Origin of the sequence: Herbaspirillum sp. WKF16 (assembly GCF_028993615.1) — a bacterium.
Taxonomy (GTDB): domain Bacteria; phylum Pseudomonadota; class Gammaproteobacteria; order Burkholderiales; family Burkholderiaceae_D; genus Herbaspirillum.
The window spans coordinates 2,809,454-2,824,291 of sequence record NZ_CP118632.1; the positions used below are offsets into that span (position 1 = coordinate 2,809,454).

At 66.8% G+C, this 14,838-nt stretch carries 14 protein-coding genes; 5 read left to right on the plus strand and 9 right to left on the minus strand.

All coding sequences use genetic code 11. From position 1 onward, the window contains the following. The first annotated feature begins 17 nt into the window (after positions 1-17). The 3 genes from psrA (at position 18) to Herbaro_RS12775 (ending at position 2,950) form a co-directional block, all read left to right on the plus strand. On the plus strand, positions 18-1,103 hold the full coding sequence (psrA, locus tag Herbaro_RS12765) for an iron-containing alcohol dehydrogenase PsrA (protein ID WP_275010006.1): 1,086 nt from the start codon (positions 18-20) through the stop codon (positions 1,101-1,103). A gap of 36 nt (positions 1,104-1,139) precedes the next feature. Continuing rightward, complete coding sequence (gene phnX, locus Herbaro_RS12770; protein WP_275010007.1) at positions 1,140-1,964, plus strand: phosphonoacetaldehyde hydrolase; 825 nt, start codon at positions 1,140-1,142, stop codon at positions 1,962-1,964. 254 nt (positions 1,965-2,218) lie between these two features. Continuing rightward, entirely contained in the window at positions 2,219-2,950 is a 732-nt protein-coding gene (locus Herbaro_RS12775; RefSeq protein WP_275010008.1) for a sulfite exporter TauE/SafE family protein, read from the plus strand. On the opposite strand, the gene Herbaro_RS12780 is transcribed toward Herbaro_RS12775, so the two are convergent. Further along, complete coding sequence (locus tag Herbaro_RS12780) at positions 2,951-5,380, minus strand: DUF3141 domain-containing protein (protein ID WP_275010009.1); 2,430 nt, start codon at positions 5,378-5,380, stop codon at positions 2,951-2,953. It lies immediately after the preceding gene. 130 nt (positions 5,381-5,510) lie between these two features. Here Herbaro_RS12780 and Herbaro_RS12785 point away from each other — a divergent pair, with 130 nt between their 5' ends. Then, positions 5,511-6,383 (plus strand): HDOD domain-containing protein, encoded by an 873-nt coding sequence (locus Herbaro_RS12785; protein ID WP_275010010.1) that lies wholly within the window; start codon positions 5,511-5,513, stop codon positions 6,381-6,383. 10 nt (positions 6,384-6,393) lie between these two features. Continuing rightward, entirely contained in the window at positions 6,394-6,624 is a 231-nt protein-coding gene (locus tag Herbaro_RS12790; protein WP_446719268.1) for a hypothetical protein, read from the plus strand. Positions 6,625-6,649: 25 nt separating this feature from the next. Here Herbaro_RS12790 and Herbaro_RS12795 read toward each other — a convergent pair whose 3' ends face one another. The 8 genes from Herbaro_RS12795 to urtA all read right to left on the minus strand — a co-directional run bounded on the left by Herbaro_RS12795 (position 6,650) and on the right by urtA (position 14,521). After that, positions 6,650-6,946 carry an FmdB family zinc ribbon protein gene (locus Herbaro_RS12795; protein WP_275010011.1) on the minus strand — a complete coding sequence of 99 codons (297 nt, stop codon included), beginning with the start codon at positions 6,944-6,946 and terminating at the stop codon, positions 6,650-6,652. Positions 6,947-7,029: 83 nt separating this feature from the next. Beyond that, on the minus strand, positions 7,030-8,208 hold the full coding sequence (gene fmdA / locus Herbaro_RS12800; protein WP_275010012.1) for a formamidase: 1,179 nt from the start codon (positions 8,206-8,208) through the stop codon (positions 7,030-7,032). A 242-nt stretch (positions 8,209-8,450) separates the two neighbouring features. Then, a complete protein-coding gene (locus Herbaro_RS12805) occupies positions 8,451-9,482 on the minus strand; it encodes an aliphatic amidase (protein ID WP_275010013.1) in 1,032 nt (343 codons plus the stop codon). A 38-nt stretch (positions 9,483-9,520) separates the two neighbouring features. Further along, the gene (urtE, locus tag Herbaro_RS12810; RefSeq protein ID WP_275010014.1) at positions 9,521-10,210 is read right to left on the minus strand and encodes an urea ABC transporter ATP-binding subunit UrtE; all 690 of its coding nucleotides are present in this window, start codon (positions 10,208-10,210) and stop codon (positions 9,521-9,523) included. A gap of 28 nt (positions 10,211-10,238) precedes the next feature. Continuing rightward, complete coding sequence (urtD, locus tag Herbaro_RS12815) at positions 10,239-11,006, minus strand: urea ABC transporter ATP-binding protein UrtD (protein ID WP_275010015.1); 768 nt, start codon at positions 11,004-11,006, stop codon at positions 10,239-10,241. Continuing rightward, a complete protein-coding gene (urtC, locus tag Herbaro_RS12820; RefSeq protein ID WP_275010016.1) occupies positions 11,003-12,199 on the minus strand; it encodes an urea ABC transporter permease subunit UrtC in 1,197 nt (398 codons plus the stop codon). Before urtC ends, urtD begins: the two co-directional genes overlap by 4 nt. A gap of 40 nt (positions 12,200-12,239) precedes the next feature. Beyond that, positions 12,240-13,157 carry an urea ABC transporter permease subunit UrtB gene (gene urtB, locus Herbaro_RS12825; RefSeq protein WP_275010017.1) on the minus strand — a complete coding sequence of 306 codons (918 nt, stop codon included), beginning with the start codon at positions 13,155-13,157 and terminating at the stop codon, positions 12,240-12,242. 107 nt (positions 13,158-13,264) lie between these two features. After that, positions 13,265-14,521: an urea ABC transporter substrate-binding protein gene (gene urtA / locus Herbaro_RS12830; protein ID WP_275010018.1), complete on the minus strand. Its 1,257-nt coding sequence runs from the start codon at positions 14,519-14,521 to the stop codon at positions 13,265-13,267. Positions 14,522-14,838 lie beyond the last annotated feature (317 nt).

Consider the following 14,838-nt stretch of genomic DNA (forward strand, 5'->3'; position numbering starts at 1 on the left):
TTTCAAGAAACAAGCCCATGTGGAATTTTCACAATCCGGTCGCCGTGCACGCCGGCGCCGGCAGCCTGGAACGCCTTCCCGCCCTGCTGGCCGGCCGCCGCGCGCTGCTGGTCACCTTCCCCGAAGCGCGCGCGCTGGGATTGGAGCAATACCTGGCCAACCTGCTCGGCGCGCAGCTGGCCGGCATCGAGAACGCGGTCCGGCCCAACCCCGACGTCAGCTGGCTGTCGGCCATGTATGAACGCGTGTGGACGCAGCACCGCGAGGTCGAGTGCGTGGTCGCCTTCGGCGGCGGCAGCGTGATCGACTGCGCCAAGGCCATGCTGGCCCCCACGCCCTCGGGCCGCTTCGACGAGCTGCTGGCGCACCTGCGCGACGGCGCGCCGCTGGACGGCGCCGGCGCCAAGGCGCTGGTCGCCATCCCCACCACCGCCGGCACCGGCAGCGAAGTCACGCCCTGGGCCACCATCTGGGATGCCGCCGCCGGCAGCAAGTATTCGCTGCACCGCCCCTGGACCTGGCCCGAGGCCGCCATCGTCGACGCCAAGCTGATGCTCTCGCTGCCGCCCGGCGTCACGCTGGCCAGCGGCCTGGACGCGCTGTCGCATGCGCTGGAGGCGATCTGGAACGTCAACCGCAATCCGGTCTCGTCCAACCTGGCGGCCTGCGCCGCGCGCGAGATCATCGCCACGCTGCCGCCGCTCATGCGCAAGCCCAACGACGTCGCCCTGCGCGAACGCATGGCGGTGGCCGCGCTGCAGGCCGGCCTGGCCTTCTCCAACACCAAGACCGCGCTGGCGCATTCGCTCTCCTACGACATCACGCTGCACCACGGCGTGGCGCACGGCATCGCCTGCTCCTTCTCGCTGCCGCATGTGATGCGCCTGGCCTTCGGCCGCGACGCCGCCGTCGACGCCCTGCTGCTGCAGATCTTCGGCGCCGCCGACAAGGACGGTGCCGTCGCCCGCCTGTCCGGCTTCCTGGAAGACCTCGGCGTCTCCACCGACCCCGCCCGCTACGGCATCGCCGACGCCTGGGACGCGCTGGTGCAGCGCGCCCTGCAAGGCCCGCGCGGACGCAACTTCATCGCCGCCGCGCACTGACTCCCCCGACTCCGCCCCATGAACAAGGAACCCCACATGTCCGCCATCCGCCCCGCCATCGCCCTGCAAGCCGTGATCTTCGACTGGGCCGGCACCCTGGTCGACTTCGGCTCGCTGGCGCCGACCCAGATCTTCGTCGACGCCTTCAAGAGCTTCGACATCGCCATCACGCTGGAACAGGCGCGCGGCCCGATGGGCCTGTCCAAGTGGCAGCACATCCGCACGCTGCTGGACGACGCGTCGATCGCCGCGCAATGGCAGCGCCACACCGGCCGCGCGCCGACCGACCAGGACGTCGACGCCATCTACGCGCGCTTCATGCCGATGCAGATCGCCAAGGTCGGCGAGTACTCGCAGCCGATCCCCGGCGCCGCCGACATGCTGGCGCAGCTGCGCGCGCGCGGCCTGAAGGTGGGCTCCTGCTCGGGTTATCCGCGCGTGGTGCTGGACGTGCTGCTGCCGCTGGCCGCGCGCGACGGCATCGCCCCCGATCATGTGGTGGCCGGCGACGAACTGGCCGCCGGCGGCCGTCCCGGCCCGTTCATGGCGCTGGCCAATGTGCTGGCGCTGAAGATCGGCGACGTGGCCGGCTGCGTCAAGGTGGACGACACCGTGCCGGGCATCGAGGAAGGCATCCGCGCCGGCATGTGGAGCGTAGGCGTGACGCTCTCAGGCAACGAGGTCGGCCAGACGCCGGCGCAACTGGCGGCGCTGGCGCCGGCCGAGGCGGCGGCGCTGAAGGCCCGCGCCGAAGAGCGGCTGCGCGCGGCGGGTGCGCATTACGTGATCGATTCGGTGGCGGACTTGCCGGGCGTGCTGGCGCAGATCGAGAAGCGACTGGCGGCGGGCGGGCGCCCGTAAAGCCACCTCCGTCATCCCGGCGCAGGCCGGGATCCAGTGGCGTTCCTGGTGACGCAACGTCCACGGAACGACACTGGGTTCCTGCTTTCGCAGGAACGACAAGCTGGAAGTTGCAAACACCTCCGTGGGCTCAAACACCCCACTCCCTGTCGTCCCGGCGCAGGCCGGGACCCAGCGTCGTTCGTCGCACTCCTGCAACCGCTGAACAGCGCCGGCTTCTATAATTCCCCCACCACCAACCACAACAACACCCCGTGGCAGCCTACCTCTTCGTCCTCGCCGTCGGCCTGCTGACCGGCATGATCAGCGGCGTCATCGGCACCGGCTCTTCCATCATGCTGCTGCCGGTGCTGGTCTACAACTTCGGGCCCAAGCGGGCCGTGCCCATCATGGCCGTGGCGGCGGTGATGGCGAACCTGTCGCGCGTGATGGCGTGGTGGCGGGCGGTCGACTGGCGCGCCTTCGCCGCCTATTCCGTCACCGGCGTGCCGGCCGCCATCCTCGGCGCGCGCACGCTGCTGCGCCTGCCTGCTCACTGGATCGACATCGGCCTGGGCGTGTTCTTCCTCGCGATGGTGCCGGTGCGGCACTGGCTCAAGCGGCGCAATGTCACGCTGAAGCTGTGGCAACTCTCCCTGTGCGGCGCCGTCATCGGCTACCTCACCGGCATCGTGCTCTCCACCGGCCCGCTGAGCGTGCCCGCCTTCACCTCCTATGGCCTGGCCAAGGGCGCGTTCCTGTCCACCGAGGCGGCCAGTTCGCTGGCGCTGTACGTGAGCAAGGTGCTGACCTTCCGCGAGCTCGGCGCGATGCCGCTGGATGTCTTCCTGCAAGGAGTGCTGGTGGGATCGTCGCTGATGGCCGGCACCTTCGCCGGCCGCGCCTTCGTCATGAAGATGAGCGAGCGCCACCACCAGCGCCTGCTGGATGCGCTGCTGGTGGCCTCGGGACTGTCGCTGCTATGGGCGGCGATACACGGCGCCTGATCAGGCCGCCGCCTTCCTCGCGCGCGCCGGACGGCTTGGCGCTTTCTTCGCCACGGCTTTCTTCACTACCGTTTTCTTCGCTGGCGGCTTGACCGCGGCCTTGGCTGGCGCCGCCTTGCGCGCCGGCGCCTTCACCGGCTTGGCCGCGGCGCTCTTCCTGGCCGGCAGGCGGATCTCGTCGGGCTGCTCGCCGATGGCGCTGGTGAGCTTGCGCGCCAGCGCGATCACCTTGTCCGGATCCACGCCCAGCGTGCCGATCAGGAATTCGATGATCTCCGAACGCGGGTTGGCCAGCGTCGGCTCGATCATCATCACCGCCGCCGCCAGCGCCAGCGCGCGTTCGCGGGTGGCGGTGTCGGGCAGCATGCGTTCCAGCGCATTGAGCGCCTCCACCGGCGCCACCGCGGTGATGCGCGCCTGGTCCTTCAGCAGCTGCACCCAATTGGTCTGCGGCGAGACGCTGGCGTGCATGTTGGGCAACTGCGCCAGCAAGCGCGCCAGGCGCAGGCTGCGGCGCTCGAAGGCGCCGATGGAGACCATGCCGGCGATCACGATGCGACACACCGCCTCGGCAAAGCCGCCCTGCCCGATGTCCTGCAGCACGGTATCGCGATAGGCGCCAAGGTCGGCCAGCGCGCGGCGATGCGCCACCTCGGCGTCGGGCTCGCGCGGCGGCAGCCAGGCGCCCAGGCCGTTGGGGCCGAACAGTTGGCGCGTGGTCTTCACGGTGCGGGCGTCGCGCTGGTCGCGGAAGGCGTTGAGCTCGTCGGTGATGCGCTGGGCCATCTTGCGCTCGAATTGCTTGAGCGGATGGTCCTCGGCCAGCTGCACCCGCTTGGCGCGCGCCTCGGCCGCCTGCTGGCGGATGAAGGCGGCGGCCGGATGGGTGTCGGAGAACAGCTGGCGCTGCATGCGCAGCGGATTGAATTTCATCAGCGCGCCGGCGGTGGCCGGCGTGGAGGCCATGCGCACCCAGGGGCGCAGCCAGGTCTTGTAGAACTGCGAATTGATCTCCGACCACTGGCTGATGGTGGAGAACACCTGCTCCTCCTCGCGCCCCTCCGGATTGATCTTGCGGATGTCGTCCATGGTGCGGTGCTCGTAGTGCACCGTGTAGTCGCCCGGTTCCAGCTCGTCCCAGCGCTGCGCCTGCAGGCCGTCCTTGCGCTCCAGCTTCATCTCGTAGAGGCCGGGCGGCAGGCTCTCGATCACGTCCAGGGAGCTCACCAGCTGGTCGTGCTCCTTCAGCGCCACCGAGCCGCCTACGAAGATGCCGAGGTGGCCCACGCTCTCATGCAGCACGTAGATGATGGTGCGGCCGGCGGCGGCGATGGCCCGCTCGTCGCCCCAGGTGTCGACGATCCAGTTCAGCGCCTGTGGCGGCGGCGTGATGTTGTCGCCCCAGGAGGCGAACACCACGATGGGCGCGGTGATGTCGCGCAGGTTCACCGCGCGGCCCTTGACCATCAGCTCGCCGCGCGCCAGCTTGTTGCCCACGAACAGGTTCTCGGTGATCGACTCGATCTCGGCGCCGGTCATGCGGAAGAAGCCGCCCCACCAGCGCTCGAACTCCAGGAAGCGCGGGCCTTCGGTATCGACCGCCGACCACAGGCTGTAGTACTTGTTCCACAGGGTGTTGGCGGGATTGAGCTTCTCGAAGTTCTCCACCAGGTAGGCGCCGTCGAAACGGTCGGCGCCGAGGTCGGCCGCCAGCGAGGCCAGCCAGGTGCCGCCCAGCGTGGCGCCGCTGTAGCGCATCGGGTTCAGGGTCGAGCTGCCGGCCCAGTACGAGGCCGGCGCGCCGACCATCATCAGCGGGCCGAACAGCTCGGGCCGAACCGCGTCCAGCGTCATCATGGCCCAGCCGGCCTGGCAGTTGCCGATCACCACCGGCTTGGCCTTGCATTGCGGATGGCGGCGGATCACCTCTTCCAGGAAGCTGGCCTCGGCGTCCATCACCGAGGTCAGCGTCTGGCCGTCTTCCGGCTCCGGGCGGAAGGTGACGAAATACACCGTGTGGCCGGCCTTCATCGCCATGCCCACCTCGGAATCGAACTTGAAGCCGCCGATGCCGGGGCCGTGGCCGGCGCGCGGATCGACCACCACCACCGGCCGCGCCTGCGCATCGACCGGCAAGCCGGGCGGCGGCTGCAGCCGCAGCAGCGCATAGTTGCAGGGTTGCGGCAGGTCGTGGCCGTCGACCACCAGTTCATGCCCGAACTTGAGCAGCGGCGGCGTGCCCTGCTCCAGGTGCTCCAGGTAGGCGTTGCCGCGATCCAACAAGGTGTCCAGGAACAGGAAGGTCCGCTGCAGGGAATCGGTCAGGTAGGCGTTGACGTCGCCCCAGCCGGCGGTGTCGGTTGCTGCGGCTGTTGCGGTTGCGGTGGCGCGGTCGGTTGCGGGTTCGACGGGTTTCTTGCGGCTTGCCATGTACTCCCTCCCAGGGTGTTGGTCGACTCCATCATACGGAGAAAGGGAGCGGCAAATCGTTCGATCTCTGCGACAATGGAACCGCATTTCCCGGTATTGACCGTAAAACAATTACATGGAGGAAATCTTGATGGAGCTCAAAAGCCTGGTCGACCAGCCCGGCAAGTTGCCCACTGTTCCCAAGGTAGTCCAGCAACTGATTGCCAGCTTCAATTCCGAAGACGTCTCCTCCGCCGACATCGCGCGCCAGCTGGCGGCCGATCCGGCGCTCTCGGCCAAGCTCCTGCGGCTGGCCAACTCCGCCTTCTTCCACGTCTCGCGCACCGTCGGCACGGTCGACGACGCGCTGCGCATGCTGGGCTTCGTCATGGTGCGCAACCTGGTGCTGGGCAACGGCATGGTGGCCGCCTTCAAGAATACAAAGGGCATGGACCTGCCGCAGTTCTGGCGGCACAACCTCTACACAGCGGTGGCCGCGCGCTGGCTGGCGATGCACGCCGGCAACCATGGCGACGACAACGGCGACGCCGTCTTCACCGTCGGCATGATGCACGGTATCGGCCAGCTGCAGCTGCACGCGGTCGCCGCGGCCGAGGCGGCGCCGCTGGACAAGCAGGTCAACGTGCTCGACGCGTCCCGCGCCGGGAAAGAAAAGGAACACTGGGGCTTCCACTACGCCGACGTCTCCGCCGAACTGGCGCGCATCTGGAACTTCCCCGAACCGCTGGCCGCCGCCCTGCGCGACGTTCCCGATCCGCTGGCCTCGGGCAAGCTCGACCGCGCCGCCGGCTGGGTGCATCTGGGCGCATGGATCGCCCGCGTGGAAGTGCTCAAGCTGGACGATGAGGCCGCGCGCGCCTGCTATCCGGCGCAGGTGGCCAAGAAGCTGGGCGTCGATCCGGCCTGGGCGCCGGTGATGGTGAAGCATGCGCAGGACAAGGCCGGGCTGGCGATGCCGGCGCTCAAGGAACTCTCGGCCGGCCTGGACGCGATGCTGGAATAAGGAGGCCGCCGTGGACACGATGCTGGGACTGTTCGGCGGCCTGCTGCGCTGGCTGGCCTTCCAGGGCGTGTTCTACGCCATTGGCAACGCCGTCCTCAAGCTGCTGACGCTGGGCCGCTACCCGCGCGCGCGGCACCTGCGCGAGAACGCGCGCCAGGGCTTCTCCGAGCTCGAGCTGGTGGCGATCTTCGGCCTGCTGTGCACGGTCGGGCTGGCGGTTCTGTTGAACCGCCTCGCCTGACACCTTCCCTTTTAACTCTCCCGGCTCAAGTCGCGCAGATGCTGCAGCTGTGCCCCTTGCAGTTGTGCAGCACGCTGCTGCGCGCGGCGCCCGCGTGCGCGCCGGGGCCGGCCGCGCCCTGTCCCGCCAGTTGCTGGGCGCCGTTGCGCGGCCGCCAGCGCTCCCTCACCTCCACTCCCACGCGCCCGCCCGAGAGCATCGGCGCGGCCGCAGTCTGCTGCCGGCAATAGGGACAGGCGAGCTCGCCGCCCAGCGCCTGCATGCTGAGCAATTTCTCGAAGATGCCTTCGCAATGGCTGCAGCGGATATCGTATAGCGGCATGTCTGCTCCGATCTGGCAATGAATCCCGATGATGTGACCGATGCGGCGGCCAATGCCCCGGCCGCCGCCTTCCCGCGCCCGCGCTATGGCTTGCGTCCCCAATACGACTTGTCGTTGAGCATGCCCTTGGGCGTGATGTCCTGGTCGAAGATCGAAGTCGGCAAGGCCACCGTGCAGGCGCAGTTCGGGATATCGACGATGCCGCCGATGCGCCCTTCCACGGGCGCCGCCGTCAGCAGCATGTAGGCCTGGCTGCCGGTGTAGCCGAAGTGCGTGAGGTAATCGATCGCCTTGAGGCAGGCCTGGCGATAGGCCACGGTGGCGTCGAGGTAATAGTTGGTGCCGTTCTCGACGCTGATGCCTTCGAAGGTCAGCCACTGCTCGTAGTGCGGCTTGACGATGCTGGGCATGAAGATCGGCGAGGTGATGTTGTACTTCGCCATGCCGCCCTTGATCAGGTCGAAGCCGACGTGGCTCACGCCGTCCATCTCGATGGCGCCGCAGAAGCCGATCTCGCCGTCGCCCTGCGAGAAGTGCAGGTCGCCCATCGAGAAGCCCGCGCCCTTCACGTACACCGGGAAGAAGATGCGGGTGCCGGCCGAGAGATCCTTGATGTCGGTATTGCCGCCATGCTCGCGCGGCGGCACGGTGCGCGCGGCGATCTTGGCCATCTCGTCGAACTTGGCGCCGGTCAGGCCGCGCAGCACCGCGGTGGATGGATCGGGCGGCTTGGCCAGGCCCTTGGCGGCCAGCGGCGCCTCGCGGCGGTTCCATTCGGCCAGCAGGTCGTGCGACGGCAGGCAGCCCATCAGGCCCGGGTGCGTGAGGCCGGCGATGCGCACGCCGGGAATGTGGCGCGAGGTGGCGTAGAGGCCCTTGAGGTCCCAGATCGCCTTATCCGCATCCGGGAAGTAATCGGCCAGGAAACCGCCGCCGTTCTCCTTGGCGAACACGCCCGAGAAGCCCACCGGCGTCACCGGCTTGATGTCCAGCAGGTCGATCACCAACAGGTCGCCCGGCTCGGCGCCTTCGACGTGGAACGGCCCGGTCAGCGGATGGGCGCGCGTGAGGTCGACGTTCTTGACGTCGGAGACGTCGTCGGTGTCCTTGATCTGGGCGTCCAGGAAATCCAGCGATTCGATCAATATCGATTCGCCCGGCTTGACCGAGGACAGGAACGGCAGGTCCGGGTGCCAACGGTTGTGGCCGAGTTCAGGCTGCTCCGCCAGCGGAACGCCGGGCTTGATCTTGAAGTGTTGCATGCGAGCTCCTTGGTGGTAGGTAGGTTCCTTGAATACTGCCCGCAGAAAATCACCCGGATCAGTCCTCTCTTCTCCGAGTTTTTCCTGCGTTTCTCCTCCCGTTCGGACTGAGTAGCCGCATAGCGGCGTATCGAAGATGCTCCAGCCCCTGGCGAACTGTCTGTACGCCTTCGATACGCCCCTTCGGGCCTACTCAGTCCGAACGGAATTCCGGTCTCCAGAAGCGGGAGACTGTTCGTCGATCAATCGGCCGGCCCGGCCGGGATGCCCGGCACCGGGCACTCCGGCGTGCCGGCGGTCTTGCGCGTGATGGCCTCGGCCGCGGCGCGCGCGGCCTGCGGGTCGTTGACCCAGGTCTTGTAGAAATCGAAGGGGCAATCGGCCACGCCGGCGGGCGCCTCGCCGGAATTGATCTTGCCGGTGTAGCCGCGGTGCAGCAGCTTGAACAGGTGGTTCTGCGACTGCCAGTTGCGGCGGGCGTCGCGGATGGCGGAAACCGACAGCTCGGCGTACTGGATGCCCATCTCCTCGGTGCCGCATTCGCCCAGCGTGCGGCCGTCGAAACCGACGATGGCAGAGTGGCCGAAGTACGAATACACGCCGTCGAAACCGGCCGCGTTGGCCACGGCCACATACACGTTGTTCATCCAGGCCATGGCTTTGGCCACCAGCACCTGCTGCTCCTTGGCCGGGTACATGTAGCCCTGGCAGCGCACCACCAGCTCGGCGCCCTTCATGGCGCAGTCGCGCCAGATTTCGGGATAGTTGCCGTCGTCGCAGATGATCAGGCTGATCTTCAGGCCCTTGGGGCCGTCGCAGACATAGGTCGCGTCGCCGGGATACCAGCCTTCGATGGGCGTCCACGGCATGATCTTGCGGTACTTCTGCACGATCTCGCCCTGGTCGTTGATCAGGATCAGCGTGTTGTACGGCGCCTTGCGCGGATGCTCCTCGTGGCGCTCGCCGGTCAGCGAGAACACGCCCCATACGCCGGCGATGCGGCAAGCCTCGGAGAAGATGCGCGTCTCGTCTCCCGGCACGGCGGCGGCGGTCTCGTACATTTCCTTCTCGTCGTACATGATGCCGTGCGTCGAATACTCGGGGAACACCACCAGGTCCAGCCCCGGCAGGCCCTGCTTCATCCCCACCAGCATGGCGGCGATCTTGCGGGCGTTGTCCAGCACTTCGCCGCGGGTATGCAGGCGCGGCATCTTGTAATTGACCACCGCCACGCCGACTGCGTCCTTGCTACTCGATATGTCTCCATGCCTCATGGCCTTGCTCCTTTGCAGAACGGAAAACGAAAACGGAATTACACGGACAGGTACTTGCTGATGGTGGGCGCGTCGACGTTGTCGCGCGTGTCTTCATAGACGAAGCGGCCCTTGTCGATCACCAGGAAACGATCGGCGATCTCCAGCGTGAAGCTCAGCACCTGCTCCGAGACGATGATGGTGAGCTGGCGGATCTTGCGGATCTCCTTCAGGCTGCGCGCGATGTCCTTGATGATGGACGGCTGGATGCCCTCGGTCGGCTCGTCCAGCAGCAGCACCCGCGGGTTGGTCGCCAGCGCGCGGGCGATCGCCAGCTGCTGCTGCTGCCCGCCCGACAGGTTGCCGCCCTTGCGGGTGCGCATGTCGTAGAGCACGGGGAACAGCGCGTACAGCTCGTCGGGCACCTTGCCGCGGGCGGCCGGGCCGAGTCCGGTCTGGATGTTTTCCAGCACCGTCATGCCGGGGAAGATCATGCGTCCCTGCGGCACATAGGCCACGCCGCGCGAGACGCGCTGGTGGCTCTCCATGCCGCCCAGCTCGACGCCATCGATGGCGATGCTGCCGTCGCGCAGCGGCAGGATCCCCATCAGGGTCTTGAACAGCGTGGTCTTGCCCATGCCGTTGCGGCCCATGACGGCGACGATTTCCTCCCTGGCGACCGACAGGTTGATGTCGTGGATGACCGCGCTCTGGCCGTAGCCGGAGGCGAGGTTTGAGACTTTGAACATGGCGGGCTCCGCGAATGATGGATGGTGGTCAGTGGCCAAGGTAGACGTCGATCACGCGCGGGTCCGACTGCACCGTCTCCATGTTGCCTTCGGCCAGGATCTTGCCCTGGTGCAGCACGGTCACCTTGTGCGCGATGCTCTTGACGAAATCCATGTCGTGCTCGATCACCACCACCGAGCGGCCCTGGCTGATGCGGCCCAGCAGCTGCGCCGTCTTCTCGCGCTCGGACACGCTCATGCCGGCCACCGGCTCGTCCAGCATCAGCAGCTCAGGCTCCTGCATGAGCAGCATGCCGATCTCCAGCCACTGCTTCTGGCCGTGCGAAAGCAGGTCGGCCTGGGTGTGCAGGTGCGCGTCGAGGAAGATCTCGGCGGCCACCGACTCGACCCGCGCCACCACGTCGGGCGAGCGCTTGAAGGTCAGCGCGCCGAACACCTTGCGCCCGCGCGGGAAGGACATCTCCAGGTTCTCGAACACGGAGAGGTTCTCGTAAATCGACGGCGTCTGGAACTTGCGGCCGACGCCGGCGCGCACGATGGCGTGCTCGCTCATCCTGGTCAGCTCGTGGTCGTTGAAGCGGATGCTGCCCGAGGTGGCGCGCGTCTTGCCGCAGATCAGGTCCAGCACCGTGGTCTTGCCGGCGCCGTTGGGGCCGATCACCACCCGCACCTCGTTGCGGTGCACGTACAGGTTGAGCTTGTCGACCGCCTTGAAGCCGTCGAAGGAAACGGTCAGGTCTTCGATCGCCAGTACCGGGTGGGCATCCGATTGGAATCCGATGGGTGCGTCGCTCATTTGCTGGCCTCCAGGGTGGCGCCGGGCTCGATGCCGTCGCGGGTGGTGTCGGCGGGCGCCGCTTTGGCCGGCGCCTTGGGCTTGGTGCTGTCGGGGCCGGCGGGCTGGCGGCGCAGGCGCGCCAGCAGTCGCTTGCCCTGGCTCTGGTACAGGCCGGCCAGGCCGTTGGGGAAGTACATCACCACCGCGATGAACAGGCCGCCCATCAGGAACAGCCACAGTTCGGGGAAGGTCTCGGAGAAGTAGGTCTTGCCGAAGTTCACCAGCAGCGTGCCGTACACCGCTCCCAGGAGCGACATGCGCCCGCCGACCGCGGCGTAGATCACCATCTCGATGGACGGCACGATGCCCACGAAGGACGGCGACATGAAGCCCACCTGCAGCGTGAACATGGCGCCGCCGATGGCCGAGAACATGGCCGCGGCGCAGAACACGAAGACCTTGAAGCTGGCCACGTCGTAGCCCGAGAAGCGCACCCGCTCTTCCTTGTCGCGCATCGCCACCAGCAGGCGCCCGAGCTTGGAGGAGAGGATGTAGCGGCCCAGCAGGATGCAGGCGAACAGCAGACCGGCGTTGACGAAGTACAGGATCAGCTTGGCGCTGTCGGTGCGGATGTCCCAGCCCAGCATCGTCTTCAGGTCGGTGATGCCGTTGACGCCGCCGGTCAGGCCCTGCTGGCCGATGATCAGGATCGCCAGGATGGCGGCGATGGCCTGGGTCACGATGGAGAAATACACGTCCCCCACGCGCCGCTTGAACATCGCGATGCCGATCAGGAAAGCCAGCAGCGTGGGCACCGCCAGCACCGCCAGCACGGTGAAGCCCAGGCTGTGGAAGGGTTGCCACATGGCCGGCAAGGCGGTGATCTGGTTCCAGTCCATGAAGTCGGGAATGCCCGGGGTCGACTGGATCTTGGTGCTGATCGGGTCGGACGCTTCCAGCTTCAGGAACATCGCCATGCAGTAGCCGCCCAGGCCGAAGAACACGCCCTGCCCCAGGCTCAGGATGCCGCCGTAGCCCCAGCACAGCACCAGGCCCACCGCCACGAAGGCGTAGGACAGGTACTTGCCCACCAGGTTGAGGCGGAACATGTCCATCGTCAGCGGGAACACCACCAGCAGCAGCGCCGCCATCACCAGCAGCCCCGTCAGCCCGGACCTGCCGCCCAATATCTTTTCGTATGCCGCATTCATGGTCTGACCTCGTTGGTGAAATCTGTGGGAGCCGCCGGCGTCACTTGCGCACCTTGGACGAGAACAGTCCCTGCGGGCGCAGCATCAGGATCAGGATCACCGCCGACAGGGTCAGCACCTTGGCCATCGATCCGGTCAGGAAGAACTCGGCGGTGGATTGCGTCTGGGCGATCGAGAAGGCCGAGGCGATAGTGCCGATCAGGCTCTGGGCGCCGCCGAAGACCACCACCAGGAAGGTGTCGACGATGTACAGCGATCCGCTGGTGGGGCCGGTCGAACCGATGGTGGTGAACGCCGCGCCGGCCACGCCCGCCACGCCGCAACCCAGCGCGAAGGTGGTGCGGTCGACCTTGCGGGTGTTGATGCCCACGGCGCCGCTCATGACCCGGTTCTGCATCGTGGCCCGCACCTGCAAGCCCCAGCGCGAGCGGAACAGCAGCACGAAGATGGCGCCGGTGAGCAGCACCGTCAGTCCCATCATGAACAGGCCGTTGATCGGGATGTCGATGTCCTCGGTCGGCTTGAACGAGCCCAGCAGCCAGTCCGGCAGCGTCGCGCTCACCTCCTTGGCGCCGAAGATGGAACGGAAGGTCTGCTGCATCGCCAGCGACAGTCCCCAGGTCGCCAGGAGCGTATCCAGCGGGCGCTTGTAGAGGCGGCTGATCAGGAGCAGCTCGGTCAGGTAGCCCACGCCGTAGGCCACGATGAAGGACAGCACGACCGCGCCGAAGAAATAGAACGGCTGCAGGCTGGGCGCGTAGGTGGTGGTCAGGTGCGACAGCAGGTAGGTGATGTAGGCGCCGATGGTGAGGAACTCGCCATGCGCCATGTTGATCACGCCCATCTGGCCGAAGATGATGGCCAGGCCCAATGCCATGAGCAGCAGCACGCAGAACACCGAGAGGCCGTTGAAGCCCTGCATGGCGAAGATGGCGCCGAATTCGGATAGAGAAACCATGTTGACTCCCGACGTGGGATGAATCGGAGGGCGGCAGCGCCCGCATGTCACTACAGGCGCCGCCGCTTTGCTGCGAGGTAGCCGGACGCGCGGGTCCGGCGCCGGTCTTACTGGTAGCCCTTGGGGAAGGGATTGGGTTCGATCAGGTCGGACTCGTAGATGACCTTGAACTGGCCGTCCTTCTGCGCCTGGCCGATGCGCGTCTTGCTCCACAGGTGATGGTTCTCGTGCACCTTGACGTAGCCTTCCGGCGCGGTCTTCAACTCGATGCCTGGCGAGGCCGCGACCACCTTGTCGACGTCGAAGCTGCCGGCCTTCTCGACCGCCGCCTTCCACAGCCAGGGGCCGAGGTAAGCGGCCTGGGTGACGTCGCCGATGACCGAGTTGGCGCCAAACTTGGCCTTGAACTCGGCCACGAATTTCTTGTTGTTGGCGTTGTCCAGGCTCTGGAAATACTTCATCGAGGCGAAGAAGCCTTCCACGTTCTCGCCGCCGATGCCCAGCATCTCATCCTCGGTCACCGAGATGGTCAGCAGGTTCTGGGTCTTGGCGGTGACGCCGGCGGCCTTCAACTGCTTGTAGAAGGCCACGTTGCTACCGCCGACCACGTCGGCGAAGATGACGTCGGGCTTCTTCAGCTTGATCTTGTTGATCAGCGAGCCGAACTGGGTATTGCCCAGCGGGTAGTACTCCTCGCCCACCACCGAACCCTTGAGCACGTTCTCGATGTGCTTGCGGGCGATCTTGTTGGAGGTGCGCGGCCAGATGTAGTCCGAACCGACCAGGAAGAAGGTCTTGGCCTTCTTTTCCTTGGCCACCCAGTTCAGGCCCGCCAGCACCTGCTGCGTCGCCTCCTGCCCCGTGTAGAACACGTTCTTCGATTGTTCCAGGCCTTCGTAGAAGGTCGGGTAGTAGAGCAGGCCGTTGTCCTTCTCGAACACCGGCAGCACCGCCTTGCGCGAGGCCGAGGTCCAGCAGCCGAAGACCGCCGCGACGCGGTCGTTCTCCAGCAGCTTCTTGGCCTTCTCGGCGAAGGTGGGCCAGTCGCTGGCGCCGTCTTCCTGGATGATCTTGATCTTGCGGCCGAGGATGCCGCCCATGGAATTGATCTGGTCGATGGCCAGGCGCTCGGCCTGGATCGAACCGGTCTCGCTGATGGCCATGGTGCCGGTGGCCGAGTGCAGCTGGCCGACGGTGACTTCGGTGTCGGTGATGGCCAGCTTGGTGGTGTTGACCTTGGCGGTCGGGAACTGCTGCGCCGAAGCGATCCCCGGCAGCGCCGCGGCAGCCGCACCGGCGGCCAGCCCCATCAGGATCTTGCGCCGTTGGGACGAGGGTGGTCTGGAAGAGGAACGGTGCGACATGCGGTACTCCTTTCGGGCATTGTTGGACGTCATTGGACGCGATCGTGGCGTGATGGACCGAACAAGAGCGGTCGGAACGGACATGCGAGCTTTTTCTTCTGCCGCTGACGGGCCTTGCTTCGCCGTTCGTTCTGGGACGAAGAATAGGATTGGCGATGCGGCGCAACAATACGTTGTTTGACGTAACGCCCGCGCCGCTCCCGCCGCGACCGCATGCACAGCTTTCGCACACGGCCGGCATGGTATTGGTGCGCGCCGACGCGCACCTCCCCCATTGCGGCGAACCGCGCGCCCCGCGACGTGCCGCCTTTTGGTGA